Origin of the sequence: Legionella pneumophila subsp. pneumophila str. Philadelphia 1 (genome assembly GCF_000008485.1) — a bacterium.
Taxonomy (GTDB): domain Bacteria; phylum Pseudomonadota; class Gammaproteobacteria; order Legionellales; family Legionellaceae; genus Legionella; species Legionella pneumophila.
The window spans coordinates 2,587,978-2,610,774 of the sequence record NC_002942.5 but is presented as its reverse complement, the minus strand read 5'-3'; the positions used below and the strand labels follow the sequence as shown (position 1 = coordinate 2,610,774).

Here is a 22,797-nt window from a genome sequence, read left to right as displayed (position 1 = left end):
AGAACGAAGCTATTTTGCCAAATAAGAGAGCCAGGAAACAAATGACAAGAAGGAGTAATCAATTGAACTCTAACAAGGATTTGGCTATTGGTGTATTCGATTCAGGCATGGGGGGACTTACGGTTTTAAGGGCTCTGCGGGATAAATTACCTCATGAATCTTTTGTTTATTTGGGAGATACCGCCCGTTTACCTTATGGCACAAAAAGCCCTGACACAGTCAAACAATATGCTATGCAAATGGCAAAAATTTTGGTTGAGCGCCGCATAAAAGCTTTAGTCATTGCCTGTAATACTGCAACGACGGCTGCCTTACCTCATTTACAGAGCATGTTAACCGATATTCCGGTTCTGGGTGTGGTGGCACCTGGTGCAGCCGCTGCTGTGTCAGCTACCAAAAATCATCGTATTGCTGTTCTGGCTACAGAAACAACCATTGCTTCCAGAGCCTATCATGATTTGATCATAAAGAATTTGCCTGAGGCAGTTGTCAGTAGTCGGGCATGTAGTGTTTTAGTCGCCTTGGCAGAGGAAGGTATGGTGACTAATGCAGTTGCTCGTGAGGCATTGAAGCATTATCTCGACGATTTTTCGGATGAAGATGCTGTGTTATTGGGGTGCACTCATTTTCCAGTATTTAAACCCTTGCTATCCAGCTTATTGCCAAAAGATGTCGCAATTGTCGATTCTGCTCAGGCGACTGCAATTTCTCTTTATGAATTATTGCAAAATCAAAATCTGCACAATGACAATTTGGAAGCTCCCCCCAGAATCAACTATTTGGTAACAGATTCTATCAATAGGTTCCAGAAGGTAGGCGAGATATTTTTAGGTGAGCAATTGAGTTTGAGTGATATTGAATTGATTGATGCTATGGGTTAATGTCGACAATCCACCAGTATCACCTGCGTCCTGGTGTCCTGGTGCACTAAACCTAATTTAATATGATTCTTTGCAAGGGCAAAGGTTATTCTTCCTTGGCGGGACGACTCATTAAGTTGTTCACGGCCTCTTGGGCATGAACAATACCATGCAATAGCGCATTAATTTGCTCACAAATTGGCATTTCCACCTTATTTTTGTTGGCTATAGCGCAAATTTGAGCGGCATTGTGTTTCCCTTCAACTACTTGGCCAATTTGGTGTTCGGCTTCAGGAATAGGCACTTCACGACCCAAGAGCAATCCAAAGCGGCGATTGCGCGATTGATCATCTGTACAAGTCAATACCAAGTCCCCTACACCAGCCAAGCCTAGAAAAGTATCTTGCCGTGCTCCCATGCTTAATCCCAAACGAGTCATTTCAGCAAGTCCACGGGTAATAAGCGCTGCCTTGGCATTAGCGCCATACCCTAAGCCATCACTGATTCCACAGGCTATCGCCAGGATATTTTTAACAGCGCCACATAATTGCACACCTATTAAATCATCACTTAAATAGACACGAATGTTGTCGTGATGAAATAGTTGATGCATTTTTTTTTGATAGTTCGTATTGTTACTAGCCAAAGTGAGAGCTGTAGGCAGGAAGCGAGCCACTTCTTTGGCAAACGATGGGCCTGAAATAACTGCTATGGGAAAATCAACCCCAAATCGACTGGCAACCAGTTGGCTTAATAATTCATGACTCGCTGGATCAACACCCTTCGTAAGCCACGCCAATCCTTGGGTTGGTTTAGGGATTTTATTGATTATTTCCGCAAAGGCATGAGAAGGAACTGCTATGATGACATAATCCGCTGATTGAACGCATTCAATTAAATTATCAGAAGGAATCAAATTCTCTGGAAAAGGTATACCAGGAAGGTAAGCTGGATTTGAATGCTGTTCAGCCATGAGGGCAACATGCTGTGGATTATGACTCCACAGCAGCGTTTTATGCCCTATTTTAGCTAAATGAATTGCGACAGCAGTGCCCCAGGAGCCGGCACCTAACATGGCAATGGTTTTTTTATTCATCTTAGTGAGAAACAGTCTCGTCTTTAGCTCCAGTTGCTTTTTGTTTTTCTTCCAGCTGCTGCATATATAAAGCATCAAAATTAATCGGTGCGAGTACTAATTGGGGGAAGCTGCCACGAATGACTTGCGAGGTAATTGCTTCACGAGCATAGGGGAACAGGATGCTGGGGCAAAAGCTATGAAGCAAGTGGTCCAACTGACTTGCTGCGGCGCCTTGGATAGTAAAGATGCCCGCTTGCTTTACTTCAACCAAAAATGCTGTGGTTTTTTGATTCATCACAGTGGCTGTAACAGTTAAAACCACCTCATAAACGTTTTTATCCAGTTGAGTAGTCGTTGTATTGAGATCCAGTTTGAGTTCTGGTTCCCATTGTTGTTGAAAAACAGCCGGTGTATTTGGTGTTTCATAGGATAAATCTTTGATATAGATTCGTTGAATCATGAATTGAGCTTCATCATTTTGCTGATTGGTATTCAGTTGTTCAGTCATGTTTTATTCCTATTTTTTTAAAAGTTCATTTAATGTTCCCTGGGCTTCCAGGGCATATAAATCATCGCAGCCACCAATTGCCTGGCCATTAATGAAAATTTGAGGCACTGTACGCCGGCCACTTTTTTGTATCATTTCTTCACGTAATTCAGGCTGTAAATCGACGCGGATTTCGGTATAGATAACCTTTTTTCTATCTAGTAGTTCTTTTGCTTTGATGCAATAAGGACAATAGCCTGTAGTGTAGAGTATGACTTCATTCATCTGTTTATTTACCCTTCACTAAAGGAAGATCAGCATTTTGCCAGGCTTGAATTCCTCCACTCAAAACCAGGGGTTGGTAACCTTGATTGCGGATTTTCATGGCTAGGGTTGGAGATTGTAAGCCTCGTGCGCAGACCAGGATAATGGGTTTATCTTTGTACTTGCTCATTTTTTGTTGTTCAAAATCATCAGGATTTACGTTCATTGAATTAATGATATGGCCATTTTTGAATGATTCTTTGTCGCGTATGTCGATTACGATGGCATTTCCATTGTTCATTAAATCAACCAGGGATTGCGGTGAAACTTCTTTGGCTTTCTTTCTTTGAGAGAGTATTTCATTAATGAAAATTAAAAATACAACCACAACAAAGGCGAGCCAGAGTTGCCAATGATTGATGATGAACTGACCTAATTTTTCCATAGCTGTACTCAAGATATTTTTTAATTTGACGAATTATCCTAAGATTACTGCTTTAACGCAAGTAAAGTGTTACTAGTAATTGCCCTGTTCATCCTTTTCTCTGTTTCTTTTTAATAAGACGTACACAGCTCCCAATCCTCCATCCTTTGGAAGAGCGCTGTGGAACGCCAGAACTTGACTAAATTGTGGCAGCCAGCGATTGATTAGGTTTTTTATTACCGGGGGAGCGCCTTGATGGCCTCCTTTGCCGTGAATAATGAGTAAGCAGCGTTTATTATTGAGTGACTGAGTCTGGATAAAATCATAAAGCGCTTGGCGAGCTGCTTCAGCTTTTAATCCATGTAAATCCAGCTTGGCCTCCCATGGAATTTGTCCGTTTTTTAGTGCACGGAATCTCTGATTGGGAATGCCTGGTTCTGAAAAAGATAAAATAGTATCGGGTTGAACAGTGTCACGAATAAAATCAGATAAAAAATATTCTTCTTTGGGTACGGGCTGACTCTTGAAAGTTGTGGTTTTTTTTTCATGAGTGGGTTGCGTGGGGTTTTTTACGCGTTTTGTTTTTTCGTTTAATGGTTTTACAGAACGCATATGATGACGAAATAGAGCTTTATCCTCATCAGACAGGAAATCATCAGTCATTTTTTAACAGGCATCAAAAGAATATATTTAATTATAACTTAATTTGAAGTAATTCTTTAGGTTAGGTGAAAATCGAGCCATGCGAAGGGGCGTCTTAAATCGCACCCCTTAACAAAGAATACAGGACATAGATTTTAATTTAGTGTACAATTTGTACTTTTTCTATGGTTATGGTTGATACGCTTGTGAGTAGTTATTTTAGCAAGGAAACAGAAGAACTGGTTACTATTCTGGATTTTTTACGGTTTAGTTTGTCTTGTGCAGAAAACGCGCAATTATTTTATGGCCACGGAACTGACAATGCTTGGGATGACATGAGATCCCTGATATTGAGAAGCTTGTCTTTACCATATGATGTTGACCCTTTTTTGTTGAATGCACGTTTAACAACCAGTGAACGCAAACATCTTTGTAATCAATTGGATAAACGAATTAATCAAAGAGTACCCGTACCTTATTTAATTAAGGAAGCCTATTTTTGCGATTTGCCTTTTTATGTTGACGAACGAGTGCTTATACCCAGATCACCAATAGGAGAGTTAATCAATAATCAATTTTCCCCTTGGATAGAAGCAGAACGAGTGCATCATGTTTTGGATTTATGTACCGGGAGTGGTTGTATAGCGATTGCCTGTTGTTATGCATTCCCTGAGGCTCAGGTGGATGCTGTGGATATTTCAAATCAAGCATTGGCTGTCGCTACTATCAATTGTGAACGTCATGATGTAGGCGATCAATTGGCACTGATTGAATCGGATTGTTTTACGGCACTGTCAGGTAAACAATATGATTTGATCGTGAGCAATCCTCCTTATGTGGGGAAGGAAGAGATGCAGACCCTGCCGGATGAATACCGCCATGAACCGGTTTTGGCATTGGAAACAGGAAATAATGGCTTGGCTATTATTGAAAAAATTTTAAAGAATGCTCATGCTTATTTAAGTGAACATGGGATTTTGGTAGTGGAAGTAGGTAATAGTGAAGAGGCTTTATGCGAGACTTATCCTATGGTTCCTTTTACCTGGCTTGAAATGAGCAACGGCGGGCAAGGGGTGTTTTTATTAACAAAACAGCAATTAGAAGACTATTTTAAATAAGCGAGTAAGGCATGTCAGGGAATACCTTTGGAGCGTTATTTACTGTAACAACCTTTGGTGAAAGCCACGGTCCTGCTATCGGATGTGTAGTCGATGGTTGTCCTCCCGGCATGTCTTTAACTGAAGCAGATATCCAACCTTTTTTAGACAAACGTAAGCCGGGTCAATCCAAATATACTACCCAGAGACGAGAGGAAGATAAGGTACAGATTCTTTCTGGTGTATTTGATGGGAAAACGACAGGAGCTCCCATTGCATTGCTGATACAGAATACTGATCAGCGTTCCCGGGATTATGAAGACATTAAAAATTTGTTCCGTCCAGGACATGCTGATTTTACCTATCATTATAAATATGGGCATAGAGATTATAGAGGGGGAGGCCGTTCTTCCGCTCGTGAGACAGCCGCACGAGTCGCTGCCGGTGCTATTGCCAGATTGTATTTAAAGCGTTATTTAAACTTGGATATTATTGGTTATTTACAACAAATGGGCGATTTGAAGTTACAGTTTGAAAATGAAAATGAAATCAATAAAAATCCCTTTTTTTGTCCTAATAATAAGCAAATTCAGGAGCTGGCTGATTATGTAGATCGTTTAAGACGCCAGGGTGATTCCGTTGGTGCTCGGGTAAAGATACTGGCACGGGGAGTGCCAACAGGATTGGGAGACCCTGTATTTGATAAACTGGACGCTACTCTTGCTTATGCAATGATGTCAATTAATGCTGTTAAAGGTGTTGAAATTGGAGCTGGTTTTAATGCAGTGGAGCAGTTAGGAAGTCATCATAGAGATCAGATGACTGCCAAGGGATTCTTGAGTAATCATGCCGGTGGTATTTTAGGAGGCATAGCGACAGGGCAACCCATCGAAGTGAGCATCGCTTTAAAGCCAACTTCAAGCATCACAACTCCAGGTCAGACCATTAATACTGAAGGTGAAGAGGTTACTGTAGTAACCAAAGGGCGTCATGATCCCTGCGTGGGGATAAGGGCTGTGCCAATTGCAGAGGCAATGATGGCTTTGGTGTTAATGGATCATTATTTACGGCATAAAGCACAGTGTAAATAATAAATTATAACGTTTCAAAATATAGCCATATCGTAGTCCGTTTTCTGCTTCGCAAGCAGGAACTGTACTTGACTAGCACATTGTTAATTGATGGTAAGATGAGGTCATAATGAGCAGACATTTGAATGTAGCTATCGTAGGTGCCACCGGCGCTGTTGGAGAAACCTTTTTAACCGTTTTGGAAGAAAGAAACTTTCCAATTAAGTCCCTTTACCCATTAGCGAGTTCTCGCTCAGTAGGTAAGACAGTGACTTTTAGAGATCAGGAATTGGATGTTTTGGATTTAGCAGAATTTGATTTTAGCAAAGTCGATCTTGCTTTATTCTCTGCAGGCGGCGCTGTTTCAAAAGAATATGCGCCAAAAGCTGTAGCTGCTGGGTGCGTGGTGGTTGATAATACCTCCTGTTTTCGTTATGAGGATGATATTCCTCTTGTTGTCCCTGAAGTGAATCCTCATCGAATCGCTGATTATACTAAAAGAGGCATTATTGCTAACCCTAATTGCTCTACCATTCAGATGGTCGTTGCCCTAAAGCCAATCTATGACGCTGTTGGTATTAGTCGTATTAATGTGGCGACTTACCAGTCTGTTTCCGGGACTGGCAAAAAAGCCATCAGCGAGCTGGTTGCTCAGGTAGGCGATCTTTTAAATGGGAGACCAGCTAATGTTCAAGTTTATCCTCAGCAAATTGCTTTTAATGCGCTTCCTCATATTGATCAGTTCGAAGACAATGGTTATACCCGAGAAGAGATGAAGATGGTCTGGGAAACCCGCAAGATTATGGAAGATGACAGCATTATGGTTAACCCTACAGCCGTCAGGGTTCCTGTTATTTATGGGCATTCTGAAGCGGTTCATCTGGAGTTAAAAAAGCCTTTGACGGCTGACGATGCTCGCGCGCTTTTGGCAAAGGCACCCGGCGTTACTGTAGTGGATAATCTTTCTAAAGCAAGTTATCCCACAGCAATTAAGAATGCAGTCGGGCATGATGATGTTTTTGTAGGGCGCATAAGACAGGATATTTCTCATCCTTGTGGACTCAATTTGTGGATAGTCGCGGATAACATTCGCAAAGGTGCGGCAACTAACGCGGTACAAATTGCTGAAATACTGCAAAAAGAGTTTCTGTGAAGCTCCGACCCCGCAATAGCATAGGTCCAGTATCTTGATAGAAAACCTGTATGCCCCCATAAGGTCATGCAGGTTATATTAGAAAAAATGCCATACTTTTTATATCCTAAGTTATACTTCTATTATGACTGTTAAATTTTGAAAAAGATGGCGAAAGAATATTATTTATCCGATGAGATCGAAGAAATAGTGCTCGCGAGTACTGTATTGTCTTACTCTCGACCCAATTTATCATCAAAAAGCTTCAATGATTTAAAAAATGGAAAAACTCCCTGGGAAGCGGAACTGGATTTAAAAGGTTTAAACGTTGAATCTGCTCGTAAGAGCTTATATCAATTTATCCAAACTCAAATAAAAAATAACAAACAATGCGTTCTAATTATTCATGGCGCGGATAATTCTCAGGACAAACCGCCTTTAATGAAAAATCTGGTGAATCGGTGGTTGCCTCAGATCAATGAGGTATTGGCATTTCATAGCGCCAAACCCAAGGATGGTGGTTCTGCAGCTGTTTATGTCTTGTTGGGCTCAGTGTTTCATGTTGAGTTACCCACACGATTGCCTTCCAATCGCAGTGAAAGTACTTTCCTGGTGGCTGAAACAAAAGCAATGGAAAGACGAAGACGTTTGGCTGAACAGCAGGGAGAGAGAAGGTTTGCTTCTGTTAAAGCGCGTGAACACCCTGAAGAAGAAATCAAGGTTGCTCCCGAGGGGGAGTTACAAAACAATATATTGCAACACCCTGAATTGAATAGTCAGCGTTTTGATGGAATAGATCCTAATTTAAACCCTGAACCGCCGCTTAATACAGAAGCAAGAAGGGAGTTTGATAATGAGAGAAGAGAACAGGATAAAGAAAAACAATTACGCTTAGGCAATATGCCAAAATTTACTACAGCACCTACCCCCCGGGGGCCCTAAATGAGTATTGCAAACGATATTATCAGTCATAGAATGCCTGATTTTGATGCTTATCTGCGTGCAGGGGAATCTTTGGATGATATCGATGAATATGGTTTTACTCCCCTCATAGAGTGTGCTATTACACGACAAATTAAAATAGCAGAGCAGTTAATTGCTCGCAAAGTGGATATCAACAAGCCAGACGTCACAGGACGCACTCCATTACATTGGGCAGTGGACAATAATGATTTGGATATGACCAAACTCTTATTAACCTACGGCGCTGATCCTAATGCCTACACTCGTAATGGTCTTTGTGTGTTGGTTTATCCGGTTTTGCGTGGCCAAGATGCAATAAAGCAGTTGTTATATCATCATGGCGCGAAGCTTGATTTTGCTCTTGATTTTATTAATGCCAAATTGATTGGTCATCGATTTGAATTGCAAGGCGATGTGGATATTGTCAATGCGAAAGGCGAATTCATCGAACTTGATTATGAAGGGTTTATTTTGGAATTCACTGTTGCTGTTGTAAAAGACTCTCTGCGGAGATTTATCAGTAGTTATTCGACTCGGCATTTAAGGGATTATTTTCCATATATTCATAATATTATGGATGCTTTTACTGATGCGGCAGAGCTGTTGCAGTATCAACATCATCCCAGGCTTGGCGAACAGCATTTCAAACGTATTGCTGCTTTGTTAAAAGCCCCTATGCTGATTCTTCCTGCGGCGAGTCGTGGCCATGCCTTATGCTTTGTCCGTTATCACCAGTGGTGGGCAAAAATTGACAGAGGTGAAAATAGCTTACAAGAAGGAAGCGTTAATATTTACCGAATAACCAGGCCAGAGGCACTAACAATCAATTTTATCCATGATTTTTTATATAAAAAACAAAACAGACGATATTATCATCAAATGATTAATCAACAATTGGGGCTGCTTCCTTTTGCTCAAATGCCAATTAGTTCTCAAATTAGTGGAAATTGTTCGTGGGCTAATGTGCAAGCTGTTGTACCAGTCGCGTATTCTATGCAGGAGCTGACCAGCGTAGAAAATTTTAAACCTGATGTGGCCTTATCACTATATGATGAGTGGGTCGAGTGGGATAAAGACAGGGCTCTTGATGAATGCATACAACGATTTTATTTAGCCAGTCCTGAACGTAAGGCAAGTATTGCTGCAATCTTGGGAGGCATTTTGTTTCAGGCTTGTGATCACGCTAACAAGCGTCATCTGGAAAGAGCGGAGAAAATTCTTAATATTTTGATTTTAGACGAATATTATTATGTTTTGAGCAGTTATCTGGAAGAATACTGTATTAAACGATTAACCCGTAAAGGAAATAATTTATTAAAAATTCTGGATGATTGTGGGATTAATCCTAATATTGGCGTCAATCCTGTTGCGACAGGCCTATAAACAGAAATTTTCCGTTAATAATCTAATAGTTGTTGATTTTGTGAAATCAGCGTCCAGCCTGTAAGACAAGCAATTTCTTTTATTATCGTGTCAATTTGTCAAGGGATGATTAACTAACTGACATTAATTACAACCCGAATCGCTTGAAGCTTTAAAGTGGAGCTATTAATGAAGTAATTACTCTCTGAAATTTTCTTTTTAAAGAACTCAATTTCTTCATCCCGAATGGCGGGATTAATTTTTTGCAAGGATTCCAGTCGATTAACTTCTTGAGAAGTCGTTAGCTCCATCGTTGATTTTGCTTCTTCAATAAATAATTTCATCTGATCTTCTGCGATTTTGTTGGTTTGTTGCAGAATGGATTCAATCTCTTCACGAACTTGTTTAATAACAGGGTAACCCAGATGACGTTTAAGTGGTTGGCACAGATTATTAAGCTGCTCATAACTTAAAATGCCTGATAAATTTTTACCGGTAGTATCCATCAAAATTCGAATTGGCAATGAAGGAATAAATCGGTCAAGTTGTAAGTATTTAGGGGCGGAAGAATTAATGGTATAAAAAGTTTCCAGGAAGAGGGTACCCGGTTTTATGCTTTTGATTGAAATAGTAGTCACTGTGGCGTTGCCAAGTTCTGACTCCAGGATCATTTCCATAGTGTCGTAAACCATGGGGTGTTCCCAACTTAAAAACTCCATGTCTTCCCGAACAAGGGCTTTAGAGCGAGAATAAGTGACGGTCATGCCGTCTTCTTTTAGCCCAGGAAAATGAGCGGTTTTCATGTGGTTACCAGGGCGCAATATTTCGGCATTCTCGGAATGATACTCCTGATCAATTCCATACTCCTGATACACTTGCGACATGTAATTTTCAAGTTCAAGGCAATTTTCTTCTGCTTCTATCGCTTCAATGAGTTCTTTCCCTATAGTGTAATTACAGGAGTTTAATTCTAGTAATCTATCTCTTCCTGCATTAAGGGCTTCCTTAATATGCTGGGTATGCAATTGAGTATCAGCAATAAGCTTCTCTAATGATTGCTCGCTAATATCCTGTAGGGGACTGGATAAAACAGGTGTCAGCCGATTTTCAAAAACTTCAAAAATTGAAAAGCCAACAGAACAGCTTTGTTGAAGAATGTTGATTCCTTCGTGATACCAGCGAAATAGCTTTTCCTGCGCGGTACCCGCTAAATAGGGTACATGAATTTCAATGGGATGATTTTGACCAATACGATCCAAACGCCCGATACGCTGCTCTAAAAGGTCAGGGTTTAATGGCAAATCAAACAAAACCAAATGATGGGAAAACTGGAAGTTTCTTCCCTCACTTCCTATCTCGGAACAAACAAGAACCTGTGCACCATTTTCTTGTTCTGCAAAATAAGCGGCGGCTCTGTCACGCTCTATAATGGTAAGTCCTTCATGAAATAAAGTACTTCGAATGCCTGTTCTTAATTTTAAATACTGTTCCAGACTAATGGCTGTTTTTGCCTTTGCGCAGATTACCAGAATTTTTTCCGGACGTAATTCATTAATTTTGTTAACAAGCCATTGCACTCGGGGGTCATGCTCTATCCAGGAGTCATTATTAAGCAAAGTTTCAGGGTAAAGATGGATTAAGTTGGATTCTCTGATTATCTCGGAATAAAGCGCTGGGCATGTTAATGCGACAGGGTGTATTCTTCTTTCGGGAAATCCTTTAATCGCTGCACGAGTATTGCGAAAAAGTACTCGACCTGTGCCAAATCTATCAAGCAATTCTTTGATCGTTGCATTAATGCCAGCAGGAGCTTCTTTACCCAAGAGTTGTTTTAAATGAGAGTGGAGTTGGGGATTTAACTCATCTACGCCATTTTTTTCCTTATAATCCATGAGATCCTGAACTATTTTATTAATTTCATGGTATTGCTTTTCTTCATTTACAAAGGCTGAAAAATCATAAAAGCGTGCTGGATCAAGTAGACGAAGACGAGCGAAATGACTCTTCATTCCAACTTGTTCAGGAGTCGCAGTAAGAAGAAGCAGGCCTGTGCTTCGAGCTGATAATTTTTCAATGAACGTGTATTCGGGACTTTGTGAGTCTTCCGACCAATAAAGATGATGCGCCTCATCTACTACCAGAAGATCCCATTGCGCAGCTAATGCCTGTTGACGTGCCGTTTCATTTTCCATAAGGAAATCCAGGCTGGTTAATACCAGTTGTTCACCTTCAAACAGATTGCCATCTTCTGATGCTGGCTCGATAGGGTTGTCGTTATCTTCCAACTCATCAAGTGTGGATGGCATGGCATCGTATTGATTTGGACCAATGATAGAGAAATGCAGATTGAACCTCCTTAACATTTCGACAAACCATTGGTGAATTAATGAATTTGGAACAATGATTAATACGCGTGAGGCACGGCCAGTATGCAGTTGATAATGCAAAATCATTCCCGCTTCAATGGTTTTTCCCAATCCAACCTCGTCGGCAAGCATCACTCTGGGAGCAAATCTTTGGGCAACTTCATAAGCGATATAGATTTGGTGGATAAGGTGGTTAGTCCGTGAACCTAATAGGCCTCTTGCTTTTGACTGTTGTAATCGGCCTAAATGCTCTAATGTTTTAATTCTGAGTTTAAAAGCATTTAGTTTGTCCAATAATCCGCTGAAGAGCCTTTGTTGAGGGGAGTTAAGTTTGATAAAACAATTAAGTGCCAGCTCACTAACTTGAGCCACATTTCCCAAGTCGTCATTTCCTGTATACAGTAAAACACCATCTTGTTCCTGGATGGAAGTTACTTTTATTCTTTGCTGATCATTGGTAAGTATTTCTTCACCTGTTTTATAGACTATGCGGCTTAATGGCGCATTATCTATGGCATAAATTCTATCCTCCCCAGCAGCTGGGAAACTGATAGAAACTTGTCTGCCATCTACTTCAGTAATAATGCCCAAACCCAGTTGTGATTCGGTATTACTTATCCAGCGTTGACCAATGCGAAATGTCATTTAGAGAAACTTCCTCATTAACATGAATTATGGATAAGGATTATATAAGAAGCAGTCGATATGCAGGGTTCGTTCGGGCTGAGGAGATGCCTAAGCATCGTCTCGAAGCCTTGGTATGAAACATTAAAATTCCATATAAGGCTTCGAGACGGCATAAATGCCTCCTCAGCCCGAACGATTGGAGATAACGACCTATCTTATCCATAACTCACGTTCATTATTAAATAATTGAAAATGAACTGTATGTTTTAATGCGTGATTGTATCAATTTTTGATACAAGTTACACAAATAATTTTTGTGGCAAATTGATTGTTTTATTTGCATGTGAAGGCAAATTTTTATTTTTAAATAAAAGAAAAGATTATTTTGTCATCTGATATTGCATGAAGAATATTAATTCATAAAGAACATTAATAAGTCAAAAGATGATAATGCCTCATTTTGACTTAGTATTTGAATTTTCAGATCTTTTTTGTAGTAGGTTTATTAAAATAAAATTTAATTGCAAAAAATGCAAGAATTACTTGTCTTATTGATAATTTATGATTAAAAATGGACATCTAAGGAAGATTTTTAATCGTAAGGAGTAAATATGGCTACTAATGAAACAGAGCTTCAAGTATTGATCCAACATGATAGCAAATCAACAATCACTACTTCTAGCTTGGACAGTACTGATAAGGATCCTAAAGCAAGTACTGGCACTCCTGAAATTGAAAGCGCTAGTCTTGCCCAAATCGTCGATACCCAAAAACAACTGAGCCAAGTTAAAGAAAGCCTGGAATCAATAGTAGACAGTATAGCGGAAAATCCTAGCCTGATTACTCGCGCTGCGTCAGCCTGGGGCGAACTGCCTATGTGGCAGAAAGTCACGGGTGGCCTTGTCCTGACAGCGCCTACTTTGGCAGTAGGATTATTTGCGCACATTGGCGTCTTATTAGTAATAGGGGGAGTTACAGGACTAACCTATACCGCAGGTGCAATTGTTTTGGACGACCACCATACATGCAATGTGAATATTGCCAAACGATTAAAAGAAGGGCTTTTTGGTTTGGCAGATCTGTTACAAATTACGATTGAGGCATTGGATGCAATTCGCAAAAAATTTGCTGAAGAAATTGAGAAATTTAAGAATGAAAACCTCAGATTAACTGATAACATTGACAGGCTGGGCAATGAAGTGGAATCACTGAGTGCTCAGGTTGAATTATATATGGAAATTGAGAAAATGCTCCGTAAAGATACAAATGAAATGGAGCAAACCGTCAAAAAACTTCAAGAATCTACAACAAAACAAACTGATTTATTGGAAAAAAATCAAAAGGAATTGTCAAAAATTAGAAAGGAATACGAAAAAAGCCAATTGCAGTTAGCCGAAAAAATAGCTGAATTACATGAAGTCAGACTGTCGTTGGGTCTCGAAGTTCAAAAAGCTAAAACAGTTGCGAAAACGTTGGAAGGTACAGTCCAGACTTTAACTGGAACGGTCATTGCTGATGAAGAGCAACGTGTTTCTTTTCAAAAGAAACTGGATGGATTCCTGAATGACAAACAGCTCAGCTTTGATCAAGTAGCTGAACGAATTTGCAAGGCAGAAGAAGAACTTAAAAAAGTCAAAGAAGAATTAAGACAAAGCAATGATCGTTATAGTGAACTGTTAAAGCGTCAGGAACAACAGGTTGAACGTTTGGAAAAATTGGGCTTGCATAAATTGGAAAGAATAGTAGACAAAGAGAATGTGAAACCCAGTAATGACCCTGTCCACTCAGGTTTGCTTTCCCATGGAATCTATAGTACGCCCAAGGGTAAAGTCACCCAGCCTAAAGTAGAGGTAGTAGAAGATAGACAAACTATTGCTTTAGTCAATTAAGAGAAGGATTTAAGGAAGAAGAATCAGGCTGTTTTAAAGGTTATAATTTTAAGTAACCGGTTAAGGGATATGCAATCAAAGAATATTAAGTCCTCTGTCTTTCCCGCGAAGGCGGGAATCCATCTAAAAATTAACCTATATACTAGCTTTATGGATAGATTCCCGCCTTCGCGGGAAAGACGACTCAAATGATCAGGCTTATAAACAGAAGAATTTGCATATCCCGTGAATAGTTACAATTTTAAAATCGGTATCCTGACAAGAAAGAGTGCTGTGTTTTACCCGCACAATCCAGAGTTAACTGGACTGTGCGGATAAGTGCTTATTGAAAAGGTGAATAGGCAAATAATTGATATGGCGGCCTATTTCTCCTCTGGCTCTTTAGCCAGTATGGCTTCCCTTTTTTTGTTGCCTTCATTTTTTGCAGGAATTGAACGATTGCTTTGTTGGCTGCCATGACTTTGCTGATTTGCGTTAGATTTTTTTCGTTGTTGATGTGTGCTGGCCGCAGCATTTGTATTTCCTGATGAAGAACGCTGCTGGCCTCCTCCTGAACGACGTCTACGATTTGCGTTGCTGCCTTGTTGACGCTTGTCTCCTCCTGAGCTTTTGGACGATGCGTGTTTACCTTGATTTTGAGCACGATGATGTTTTTTACCGGGTTCTTGAGTTACGGTGTGGGCAACTGAATGACCACCAAATAAACTAGTCCATAATCGTTTAATAAAACTGGTTTGAGGGTGTTTGATGACCCTGTGTTCGGCAAATGATTTCACAGCAGGTTCATCATGTGACACGGGTTCTTTATCACTGCTGGGAACATGTACTTCAGGTTGCTGAATCAAAGAGTAACTTGGTTTTTTAGATTTGCCTACGTTGTCTTCTTTCAGGCGAGTAATCGTATATTGTGGAGGGTGCATATAAGGATTCGCAATAACAACAACACTGACACCATGCCTTTTTTCAATGTCCCTGATAAAATTACGTTTTTCATTCATAATGAATGTAGCCATTTCTGGTGGCAATTGCACTTGAATTTCAGCTGTTTTTTCCTTGAGCGCCTCTTCTTCGATAAGGCGGGTAATTGATAAGCCATGAGACTGTATACTGCGTACAGTTCCTCTACCTTCACAACGTGGACAAATTTCCTGGGCAGTTTCTCCTAATGATAATCGGAGGCGTTGCCTTGACATTTCAAGAAGGCCAAAGCGTGAAATTCGCCCTACTTGAATTCTGGCCCTATCAGCCTGCAGTGCTTCTTTGAGTCGATTTTCTACCTCTCTTTGATTTTTACTAGAACTCATGTCAATAAAATCAATAACTACCAAACCACCTAAATCACGCAGGCGAAGCTGGCGAGCAATTTCATCAGCTGCTTCAAGGTTGGTATTTAATGCAGTCGCTTCAATGTCGGCACCGCCTGTAGCCTTGGCTGAGTTAATATCAATTGATACCAGAGCTTCAGTTCTATCTATGACCAAGGCACCTCCAGAAGGAAGCATGACCTGGCGCTGATAAGCTGTCTCAATTTGGCTTTCAATCTGATAGAAATTAAAAAGAGGGATGCTGCTGTTATAGAGTTTTAGATTAGGTAAAAATTCTGGTTTTACGCGTTCAATGTATTGTTTTGCTTTGATATAGGATATTTGATCATCAATAATAATTTCACTGATGGATTTTCGCAAATTGTCACGAATGGAACGAATAATGACATCGCCCTCTTGATGAATCAGGCAAGGTGCCAGTTCTGAATTATAAGCTTCCTTGATGGATTGCCACTGATTGCAAAGCATGTTTAAGTCATCTTGCAGTTCTTCCAGACTTTTTCCAACACCTGCAGTGCGAATAATAAGGCCCATGTCTTCAGGGAGTGTTAAAGCATTTAATGTTTCGCGTAATTCATCACGCTCATCACCTTCAATACGTCTTGATATTCCGCCCGAATGAGGGTTATTGGGCATTAAAACCAGGTAGCAACCTGCCAGGGTAATAAAAGTTGTCAGTGCTGCTCCTTTATTCCCTCTTTCTTCTTTATCCACTTGGATAAGTAATTCTTGACCTTCACGGATGAGGCTGGTAATTGGAGGTTTCTCATCTCCAAACTCTTCCGGATTCTTGCTTAAGTATTCAGGCGCTATTTCTTTTAGGGGTAAGAAACCTTGGCGTTTGGAACCATATTCAACGAAAACAGCATCAAGGCTGGGTTCTCTTCTTGTTACAATGGCTTTATAAATATTACCTTTTTTCTTTATTTCTCCCGGGCATTCAATGTCCAGATCAAATAATTGATTGTTTTTAATTAGTGCAACACGAATTTCTTCTGTTTGCATTGCATTGATTAGCATTTTTTCCATGTATAACCCCATATTTAGGGCGCATGCATTTACATCGAGATAGTGTAAGGCTCAGTATAGCCGTATGATCATTTCTACAGTTTTCTTGCCATGAAGTTAATTTTCCGGGTCCCATATCTTGCATTCGTCTTGAATCTGCAGAGAGAGGGAGTCAGAAAATTAATATCCTGGTCTCTATAATTCTGGTGAAATGATAACAGCCTATTCCCTAATTGCTCAATTTTGTTTTTGAAAAACAATGTTATTAAGCTGGCAGGGTGAGGAACTTTAAGCTGACCCATGACCTTGTGGACAGACCGTACGCATGTTACCTCAGTAGTTAAAGGTGCACACTGTATGATGTACCGTTTACAGATTAAGTGGGTTGGAAAAAAAAGGCCTTTCATCAGGCGTGCAAAAGCCCGGCAATAATTCGTAATTGGTATAAAGCATGTCTGGCATGCATAGGTATCTGTCGAAATAATTATCAATTTTACTCTGGTATTGGGTCGCTTCCTTATATCTTCGACTTAAATGGAAGCGCATTTTGTTTTTTCTTCCAAGCATCTACTCAGGCGTATTACGATGAAAAAACAGAGGTGATTCTTTAACTTGTGGTTCAAGTTCTTATTGAATTCAACCTGTTTTATATTCGCTTGAGCAGCTGCTTCTTTAGTTTGATTTGCTATCAGATTAACTAAATTTATGCTATTCTGTTAATTTTTCATTCTTCATTAATGATGAAAAATTAAGATGAACGCAAGTATTTTAACTAATTAATTACAAATCTTTTATCGATTATGAATCGATTATTAAACTATTTTTCTATTTATACGTTATAATTCGGTCGTACAGGGATTTTCCCGTACGATATCTAATCATATCAAAAAAATCACGCTCAGAAAACAGGTTTATTGACAATGAGTGAAGTAAGTTATAAAGAAATTGGCTCCGAAGAGAATGGCCAGCGTTTGGATAATTATCTGATTCGCATTTTAAAAGGAGTTCCTAAAAGCCATATCTACAGGATTATTCGTGGCGGCGAAGTTCGGATTAATAAAAAAAGAGCTCAAGCTAGCAGTCGTTTACAAATTGGGGACAGTATAAGAATACCGCCAATTCGAATGACTGATTCTAAAGAAATTTTTGTAAGCGATAATTTGGCAAAACGCTTGAAGGATAGTATCATTTTTGAAGATTCTTCCTTGTTGGTAATTAATAAACCAGCAGGTATTGCAGTACATGGTGGCAGTGGTTTAAGCCTGGGGGTTATTGAAGCATTAAGAAAGACAAGGCACGATTTATCCTATTTGGAATTGGTACATCGATTGGATAGAGAGACTTCCGGTTGTCTTTTATTAGCCAAAAAAAGAAGCACGTTACGAGCCATTCAAGCATTACTGGAAGCCCGCGAAGTGCAGAAAATTTATTGGGCTTTATTAACGCATCGTTGGGACGGTAAAAAGAAAATTACAATTACAGCTCCTCTCGAGAAGAACACATTGAAATCCGGAGAAAGGGTTGTTTCCGTTCAAAAAGATGGTAAGGCATCAGAAACAGATTTTAAATTGCTGGAAAATTATCATCAGGCCTGTTGGGTGGAGGCTTCTCCTAAAACAGGACGGACACATCAAATTCGTGTTCATAGCGCTTACTTTGGTCATGTCATTGTTGGTGATGAGAAATACGGCGCTAAGGTGGGTGAGGTGGAAGGTATAGATTATCAACAGAATCGTCTTTATCTGCATGCAAGGTCTATTCAATTCAATCTGAATGGGGTAATGCATGTATTTCAAGCTGATGTAGACGATGGATTTGGAAATACTTTAAAGCAACTGCGTGCAAGGAGCCTATTGAGCTATGAGTAGTGCATATCAATTAGTAATTTTTGATTGGGAAGGCACGATTGCTGATACATTGGGAGTTATTTTACATACTGTTGCTACTGAAGCTAAAATGTTGGGCTTTGGTGATATTGACCCATATCAAGCAAGAAAATATGTAGACTTAGGATTGGTTCAGGCAGTAAAAAAAACATTGCCCAATCTAACTGCCGGGCAGCAGGAAGATCTGTTACAGGCGGTGCAATCCGCAATGATTTCACGGCCAACAGAAGTGCGTTTAATACCTGGAGTATTAGAATTTATCCAACAACTTCATCAAGCAAAGGTCGATTTGGCCATCGCGACAAATAAAGGCCACAATTCTCTAATCCGTGCTCTGCAGGCAACTGAGCTTGATCAATTGTTTAAAGTGACACGCTCTGCTGGACAAGTACCGGCAAAACCTTGTCCGCAAATGCTTGAGGAAATCATGGAGGAATTCGGGAGAGATCCTTCATCAACTTTGATGATAGGTGATTCTACAACGGATATGGAAATGGCAAAAAGAATCAATGTTAATGCTATAGGCATGGATTTTTACCATCAGCAAGAGGATGCGCTTAAGGCAGCAGGTGCTTTGGCTGTATTTGATGATTATAAGCTATTGTCAGCTTATCTGATGTTGCCGGAAGCATAAAAAAGGGGGATGTTCAGCAGTGAGTACGTTAACCAGTTTGCCTAATATATTAACCTTAATGCGGATTTCGATCATTCCAGTATTTATTATGGTATTTTATTTTCCTTTCAAATGGGCTCATCCTACCGCTGCGGTTCTTTTTGCTATTGCAAGCATTACTGATTGGTTAGACGGTTATTTGGCGCGCAAACTTGAAATGATGTCTCATTTTGGAGCTTTTCTTGATCCCGTCGCCGATAAATTATTGGTATCGACAAGCTTGTTATTGTTAGTTGGAGCGAAAGATATAGATTATATCACTATACCTGCAATCGTAATCGTTGGACGAGAAATCGTGATTTCAGCTTTGCGCGAGTGGATGGCTGAAGTTGGACGTCGTGCTAGTGTTGCCGTTGGGTATATAGGGAAAGTTAAAACTTCTTTGCAAATGATCGCTTTGGTATTATTGCTGGCATTTAATCCCCTTGTTTCTTGGTGGGGGAGCTTAGGGTTTGTTCTTCTTTATGTGTCTGCTATTTTGACGATTTGGTCCATGGTGATTTATTTGGCTATTGCTTGGCCAGAGTTAATGAAAAAAAGTTAATTTTGCTGTTGACAGGGTATTTATTTTCGGTAGAATCTCATCCCGTAGAGACGCGGGAATAGCTCAGTTGGTAGAGCATAACCTTGCCAAGGTTAGGGTCGCGAGTTCGAGTCTCGTTTCCCGCTCCAAATTTAAGCGACATCGAAGTCGCTTTTTTTTTAGAGCAATAGCGAAGTATATAGATTTGAGGCTGTGTGGCAGAGTGGTCATGCAGCGGCCTGCAAAGCCGTGTACGCCGGTTCGATTCCGGCCTCAGCCTCCATTAAAAAAACAGTGAATGCCCAGGTGGCGAAACAGGTAGACGCAAGGGACTTAAAATCCCTCGGTGGTAACACCATGCCGGTTCGATTCCGGCCCTGGGCACCAAAATTTGATGTGTTTAAATTACTTAAGCCTAATGTTGGTACAATTATTAATTAATTCTTCGGCTACAAAATCAATAAAAGATCGTATGGCTGGTATCAAACCCCGACGAGAGGGATAGATTATATAAAGGCTTGCCTTTGGCAAAGACCATTCTGTCAATATCGGAACTAATAACCCAGAATCAATTTCTTTGCGACAAATTTCTTGAGGCATCATTGTTATTCCAAGATGTGATAATGCCGCTTGTTTTAGAACCAGCCATTCGTTACTTTCTAAAATTGGCTGAAAATGCACAGAAATTTGACGACCATCGTTATGAGTTAATAAAAATTGGCTCATTCCTTCATTGCGTGTTTTAGCAAAACAAGCATGATTGACCAAATCTTGTGGTGTTTGAGGGGTTCCATGATGATTTAGATAAGTGGGACTAGCAATCAACGAGCTAAAACTAAGCCCCAGTTTGCGTACGACTAAAGTTGAATCTTCAAAGGTATTAGCTTGAAAACGAATTGCGACATCAAATCCTTCCTGGAACAGATCCACAGGGCGATCTGTGGCATTTAAAACAATAGTCACTTCCTGATATTGTTGCATAAATCGGGTAATAATATCGGTAAAAGTCGATTGTGCAAACAATGCAGGACAGGTGACACGAATACGCCCTCGTGGTTTGCTCTGCACTAACTCAATTGCTTCTTGCGCAGATTGAGCCTCGTCAACCATAGCTTTGCAATGTTGATAAAAAATTTGTCCAATATCAGTCAACGCGAGTTTTCTTGTGGAGCGATGCAATAACCTCACCCCTAAACGAGACTCTAATTCACTAATCCGTCGACTGATTTTTGATTTTGTAATACCTATACTCCGCCCTGCTTTAGTAAAGCTTCTTTGCTCCACAACCAGATAGAAAAAATACAAATCATTGAGATCAGGTAACATTTTTTACACTTGTGTAAGTTTAGTTATCTGCTAATTATAGCATTTATTGGTTTTATTTATAGGACAATGAGTCATATAAAAGCCATCTTATTATTTATTGTTCTTTATAATATGCTAATAATAGAATCAATAAATATGGAGTGATAAAATGAAATTATTAGCTATTGACTCAAGTATATTAACTAATACCTCTGTTTCACGGCAGCTAACCCGAAGTTTTGTTAGTCGATGGCAAAAGATTTATCCTGAAACGGAAGTAGTTTATCGTGATTTACACGCCCAACCTATTAACCATTTATCGCAAAAAATTTTAGCTGCCAATTCGGTACCATCTACACAAATATCTGCTGAAATTAGGGAGGAAATGAATTTATCAATGCAATTAATCTCAGAATTATTAAGTGCTTCTGTACTAGTTATCGGAGCCCCTATGTATAATTTTTCAATACCCTCTCAATTAAAATCCTGGATTGATCGCATTGTTATTGCGGGAAAAACTTTTAAATATGTGGATGGTAAGGTACAAGGATTAGCAACAGGAAAAAGGGCTTATATATTATCAAGCCGTGGTGGTTTTTATAATGCGGAACCTGCGCTAAATCTTGATCATCAGGAGCGTTATTTAACTTCAATTTTAAATTTTATTGGCATATCTGATATTACCTTTATCCGAGCAGAAGGAGTGAATGTTGGAGAAGAGATTCGCACTCAATCCTTACATCAAGCAGAAGCAAAGATACAACAGTTATTACAGTTTCAAATGGCATAATCAGGAGTCGGCGATGAGTTTATATCGAGAACTCGAAAATATTTATAAGGCAGGCCCTACTCATATGGTAGGGGATGGTTTTCGAGTCATTAATTTTATTCCCGGTGATAGTGATTTGGCTAAACGATTAAATCCTTTTGTTTTGTTGGATTATAATCCGTCATTTTATTTTCCCCCAACAGATAGTCCTCTTGGTGTAGGCCCACATCCACATCGTGGTTTTGAAACGGTTACTATTGCCTATAAAGGTGCGGTAGCTCATCATGATAGTGATGGAAATCACGGAATCATAGAAGCTGGAGATGTTCAATGGATGACAGCAGGGGCTGGAATCCTACATAAAGAATATCATGCAACACATTTTGCGAAACAAGGTGGTTTATTACAAATGGTACAATTATGGGTCAATTTACCAGCGCTCTATAAAAACACTCCTCCAGCTTATCAAGCATTAACCAAGCAACAAATGGGGCTGTATCATTTTTCAAATCAACAAGGTTTATTAAATATTATTGCTGGAAATTATGACGGAGTTCATGGCCCTGCCAAAACTTTTACACCAATTAATTTATTTGATATACGTTTACTTGCTCAGAGTGAGGCTATTTTAGAACTACCAAGTGATCATAATGTAGCTATCTTGGTGCTTGAAGGCAAAATTACTATTAACCAAAACCAGAGCGCACATGAGAATCAATTACTCGTTTTTTCACTGAGTGCAGGAAAAATCAAAATAAATAGTGAAGGGAAAAATGCTATTCTTTTGGTTCTGAGTGCAGAACCTTTGTTAGAACCTATAGCTCATCATGGACCTTTTGTTATGAATACTCGTGAAGAGCTTCAGCAAGCTTTTATCGATTTTTATGAAGGAAAGTTTGGTAATCTTGAATAAAAAAATTGAGATACGTTTGCTGAGAAAACAAAGTCTACTAGATGACTATTTAAAAAGGATTTCCCCAAAACACATGATTATGAAATCCTAGCTATTAGTTATCCACAGATTCTGTGGATAACTATGTGGGTTGT

Annotated in this window: 20 protein-coding genes and 3 tRNA genes; 15 read left to right on the top strand and 8 right to left on the bottom strand. The window is 39.7% G+C overall.

What is annotated here, in order from left to right; genetic code table 11:
- Positions 1-41 precede the first annotated feature (41 nt).
- Complete coding sequence (gene murI, locus LPG_RS11600) at positions 42-881, top strand: glutamate racemase (RefSeq protein ID WP_015444145.1); 840 nt, start codon at positions 42-44, stop codon at positions 879-881.
- A gap of 85 nt (positions 882-966) precedes the next feature.
- Here the strand turns inward: murI and LPG_RS11595 are convergent, their stop codons facing one another.
- The 5 genes from LPG_RS11595 to LPG_RS11575 all read right to left on the bottom strand — a co-directional run bounded on the left by LPG_RS11595 (position 967) and on the right by LPG_RS11575 (position 3,776).
- A complete protein-coding gene (locus LPG_RS11595) occupies positions 967-1,956 on the bottom strand; it encodes an NAD(P)H-dependent glycerol-3-phosphate dehydrogenase (RefSeq protein ID WP_015444146.1) in 990 nt (329 codons plus the stop codon).
- A gap of 1 nt (position 1,957) precedes the next feature.
- The gene (gene secB, locus LPG_RS11590; RefSeq protein WP_010948014.1) at positions 1,958-2,446 is read right to left on the bottom strand and encodes a protein-export chaperone SecB; all 489 of its coding nucleotides are present in this window, start codon (positions 2,444-2,446) and stop codon (positions 1,958-1,960) included.
- 9 nt (positions 2,447-2,455) lie between these two features.
- On the bottom strand, positions 2,456-2,710 hold the full coding sequence (gene grxC, locus LPG_RS11585; RefSeq protein ID WP_010948013.1) for a glutaredoxin 3: 255 nt from the start codon (positions 2,708-2,710) through the stop codon (positions 2,456-2,458).
- 4 nt (positions 2,711-2,714) lie between these two features.
- Complete coding sequence (locus LPG_RS11580; protein ID WP_010948012.1) at positions 2,715-3,134, bottom strand: rhodanese-like domain-containing protein; 420 nt, start codon at positions 3,132-3,134, stop codon at positions 2,715-2,717.
- A gap of 72 nt (positions 3,135-3,206) precedes the next feature.
- Positions 3,207-3,776: a Smr/MutS family protein gene (locus tag LPG_RS11575; protein WP_010948011.1), complete on the bottom strand. Its 570-nt coding sequence runs from the start codon at positions 3,774-3,776 to the stop codon at positions 3,207-3,209.
- 164 nt (positions 3,777-3,940) lie between these two features.
- On the opposite strand from LPG_RS11575, the gene prmB reads away from it, so the two are divergent.
- The 5 genes from prmB to ankH all read left to right on the top strand — a co-directional run bounded on the left by prmB (position 3,941) and on the right by ankH (position 9,400).
- Positions 3,941-4,873, top strand: a complete 933-nt coding sequence (gene prmB / locus LPG_RS11570) for a 50S ribosomal protein L3 N(5)-glutamine methyltransferase (RefSeq protein WP_010948010.1) — start codon at positions 3,941-3,943, stop codon at positions 4,871-4,873.
- An 11-nt stretch (positions 4,874-4,884) separates the two neighbouring features.
- Complete coding sequence (aroC, locus tag LPG_RS11565; protein ID WP_010948009.1) at positions 4,885-5,943, top strand: chorismate synthase; 1,059 nt, start codon at positions 4,885-4,887, stop codon at positions 5,941-5,943.
- Positions 5,944-6,052: 109 nt separating this feature from the next.
- Complete coding sequence (locus tag LPG_RS11560; RefSeq protein WP_010948008.1) at positions 6,053-7,075, top strand: aspartate-semialdehyde dehydrogenase; 1,023 nt, start codon at positions 6,053-6,055, stop codon at positions 7,073-7,075.
- A 147-nt stretch (positions 7,076-7,222) separates the two neighbouring features.
- A complete protein-coding gene (locus LPG_RS11555) occupies positions 7,223-7,996 on the top strand; it encodes a Smr/MutS family protein (protein WP_015444147.1) in 774 nt (257 codons plus the stop codon).
- On the top strand, positions 7,997-9,400 hold the full coding sequence (gene ankH, locus LPG_RS11550; protein ID WP_010948006.1) for a Dot/Icm T4SS effector AnkH/LegA3: 1,404 nt from the start codon (positions 7,997-7,999) through the stop codon (positions 9,398-9,400).
- 113 nt (positions 9,401-9,513) lie between these two features.
- On the opposite strand, the gene rapA is transcribed toward ankH, so the two are convergent.
- Entirely contained in the window at positions 9,514-12,390 is a 2,877-nt protein-coding gene (rapA, locus tag LPG_RS11545) for an RNA polymerase-associated protein RapA (RefSeq protein WP_010948005.1), read from the bottom strand.
- A gap of 593 nt (positions 12,391-12,983) precedes the next feature.
- Between rapA and legC7 the strand changes: the two genes are divergently transcribed.
- Entirely contained in the window at positions 12,984-14,261 is a 1,278-nt protein-coding gene (gene legC7 / locus LPG_RS11540; RefSeq protein ID WP_010948004.1) for a Dot/Icm T4SS effector LegC7/YlfA, read from the top strand.
- 362 nt (positions 14,262-14,623) lie between these two features.
- Here legC7 and LPG_RS11535 read toward each other — a convergent pair whose 3' ends face one another.
- On the bottom strand, positions 14,624-16,615 hold the full coding sequence (locus tag LPG_RS11535) for an Rne/Rng family ribonuclease (protein ID WP_015444149.1): 1,992 nt from the start codon (positions 16,613-16,615) through the stop codon (positions 14,624-14,626).
- Between the two features lie 899 nt (positions 16,616-17,514).
- On the opposite strand from LPG_RS11535, the gene LPG_RS11530 reads away from it, so the two are divergent.
- From LPG_RS11530 to LPG_RS11505, 6 genes are all read left to right on the top strand, one after another.
- Positions 17,515-18,462 (top strand): RluA family pseudouridine synthase, encoded by a 948-nt coding sequence (locus tag LPG_RS11530; RefSeq protein WP_015444151.1) that lies wholly within the window; start codon positions 17,515-17,517, stop codon positions 18,460-18,462.
- Entirely contained in the window at positions 18,455-19,114 is a 660-nt protein-coding gene (locus LPG_RS11525) for an HAD family hydrolase (RefSeq protein WP_010948000.1), read from the top strand. The genes LPG_RS11530 and LPG_RS11525 overlap by 8 nt, the downstream gene beginning before the upstream one ends.
- Before the next feature lie 19 nt (positions 19,115-19,133).
- Positions 19,134-19,697, top strand: a complete 564-nt coding sequence (pgsA, locus tag LPG_RS11520; protein ID WP_010947999.1) for a CDP-diacylglycerol--glycerol-3-phosphate 3-phosphatidyltransferase — start codon at positions 19,134-19,136, stop codon at positions 19,695-19,697.
- Positions 19,698-19,749: 52 nt separating this feature from the next.
- Positions 19,750-19,825, top strand: a tRNA-Gly gene (locus LPG_RS11515).
- Positions 19,826-19,885: 60 nt separating this feature from the next.
- Positions 19,886-19,959 (top strand) — tRNA-Cys (locus LPG_RS11510).
- A gap of 17 nt (positions 19,960-19,976) precedes the next feature.
- Positions 19,977-20,063: transfer RNA gene (locus LPG_RS11505), tRNA-Leu, on the top strand.
- Positions 20,064-20,081: 18 nt separating this feature from the next.
- On the opposite strand, the gene LPG_RS11500 is transcribed toward LPG_RS11505, so the two are convergent.
- Complete coding sequence (locus LPG_RS11500) at positions 20,082-21,002, bottom strand: LysR substrate-binding domain-containing protein (RefSeq protein WP_010947997.1); 921 nt, start codon at positions 21,000-21,002, stop codon at positions 20,082-20,084.
- Positions 21,003-21,150: 148 nt separating this feature from the next.
- Here LPG_RS11500 and LPG_RS11495 point away from each other — a divergent pair, with 148 nt between their 5' ends.
- A complete protein-coding gene (locus LPG_RS11495) occupies positions 21,151-21,771 on the top strand; it encodes an FMN-dependent NADH-azoreductase (protein WP_010947996.1) in 621 nt (206 codons plus the stop codon).
- A gap of 13 nt (positions 21,772-21,784) precedes the next feature.
- On the top strand, positions 21,785-22,663 hold the full coding sequence (locus LPG_RS11490; RefSeq protein ID WP_015444152.1) for a pirin family protein: 879 nt from the start codon (positions 21,785-21,787) through the stop codon (positions 22,661-22,663).
- Positions 22,664-22,797 lie beyond the last annotated feature (134 nt).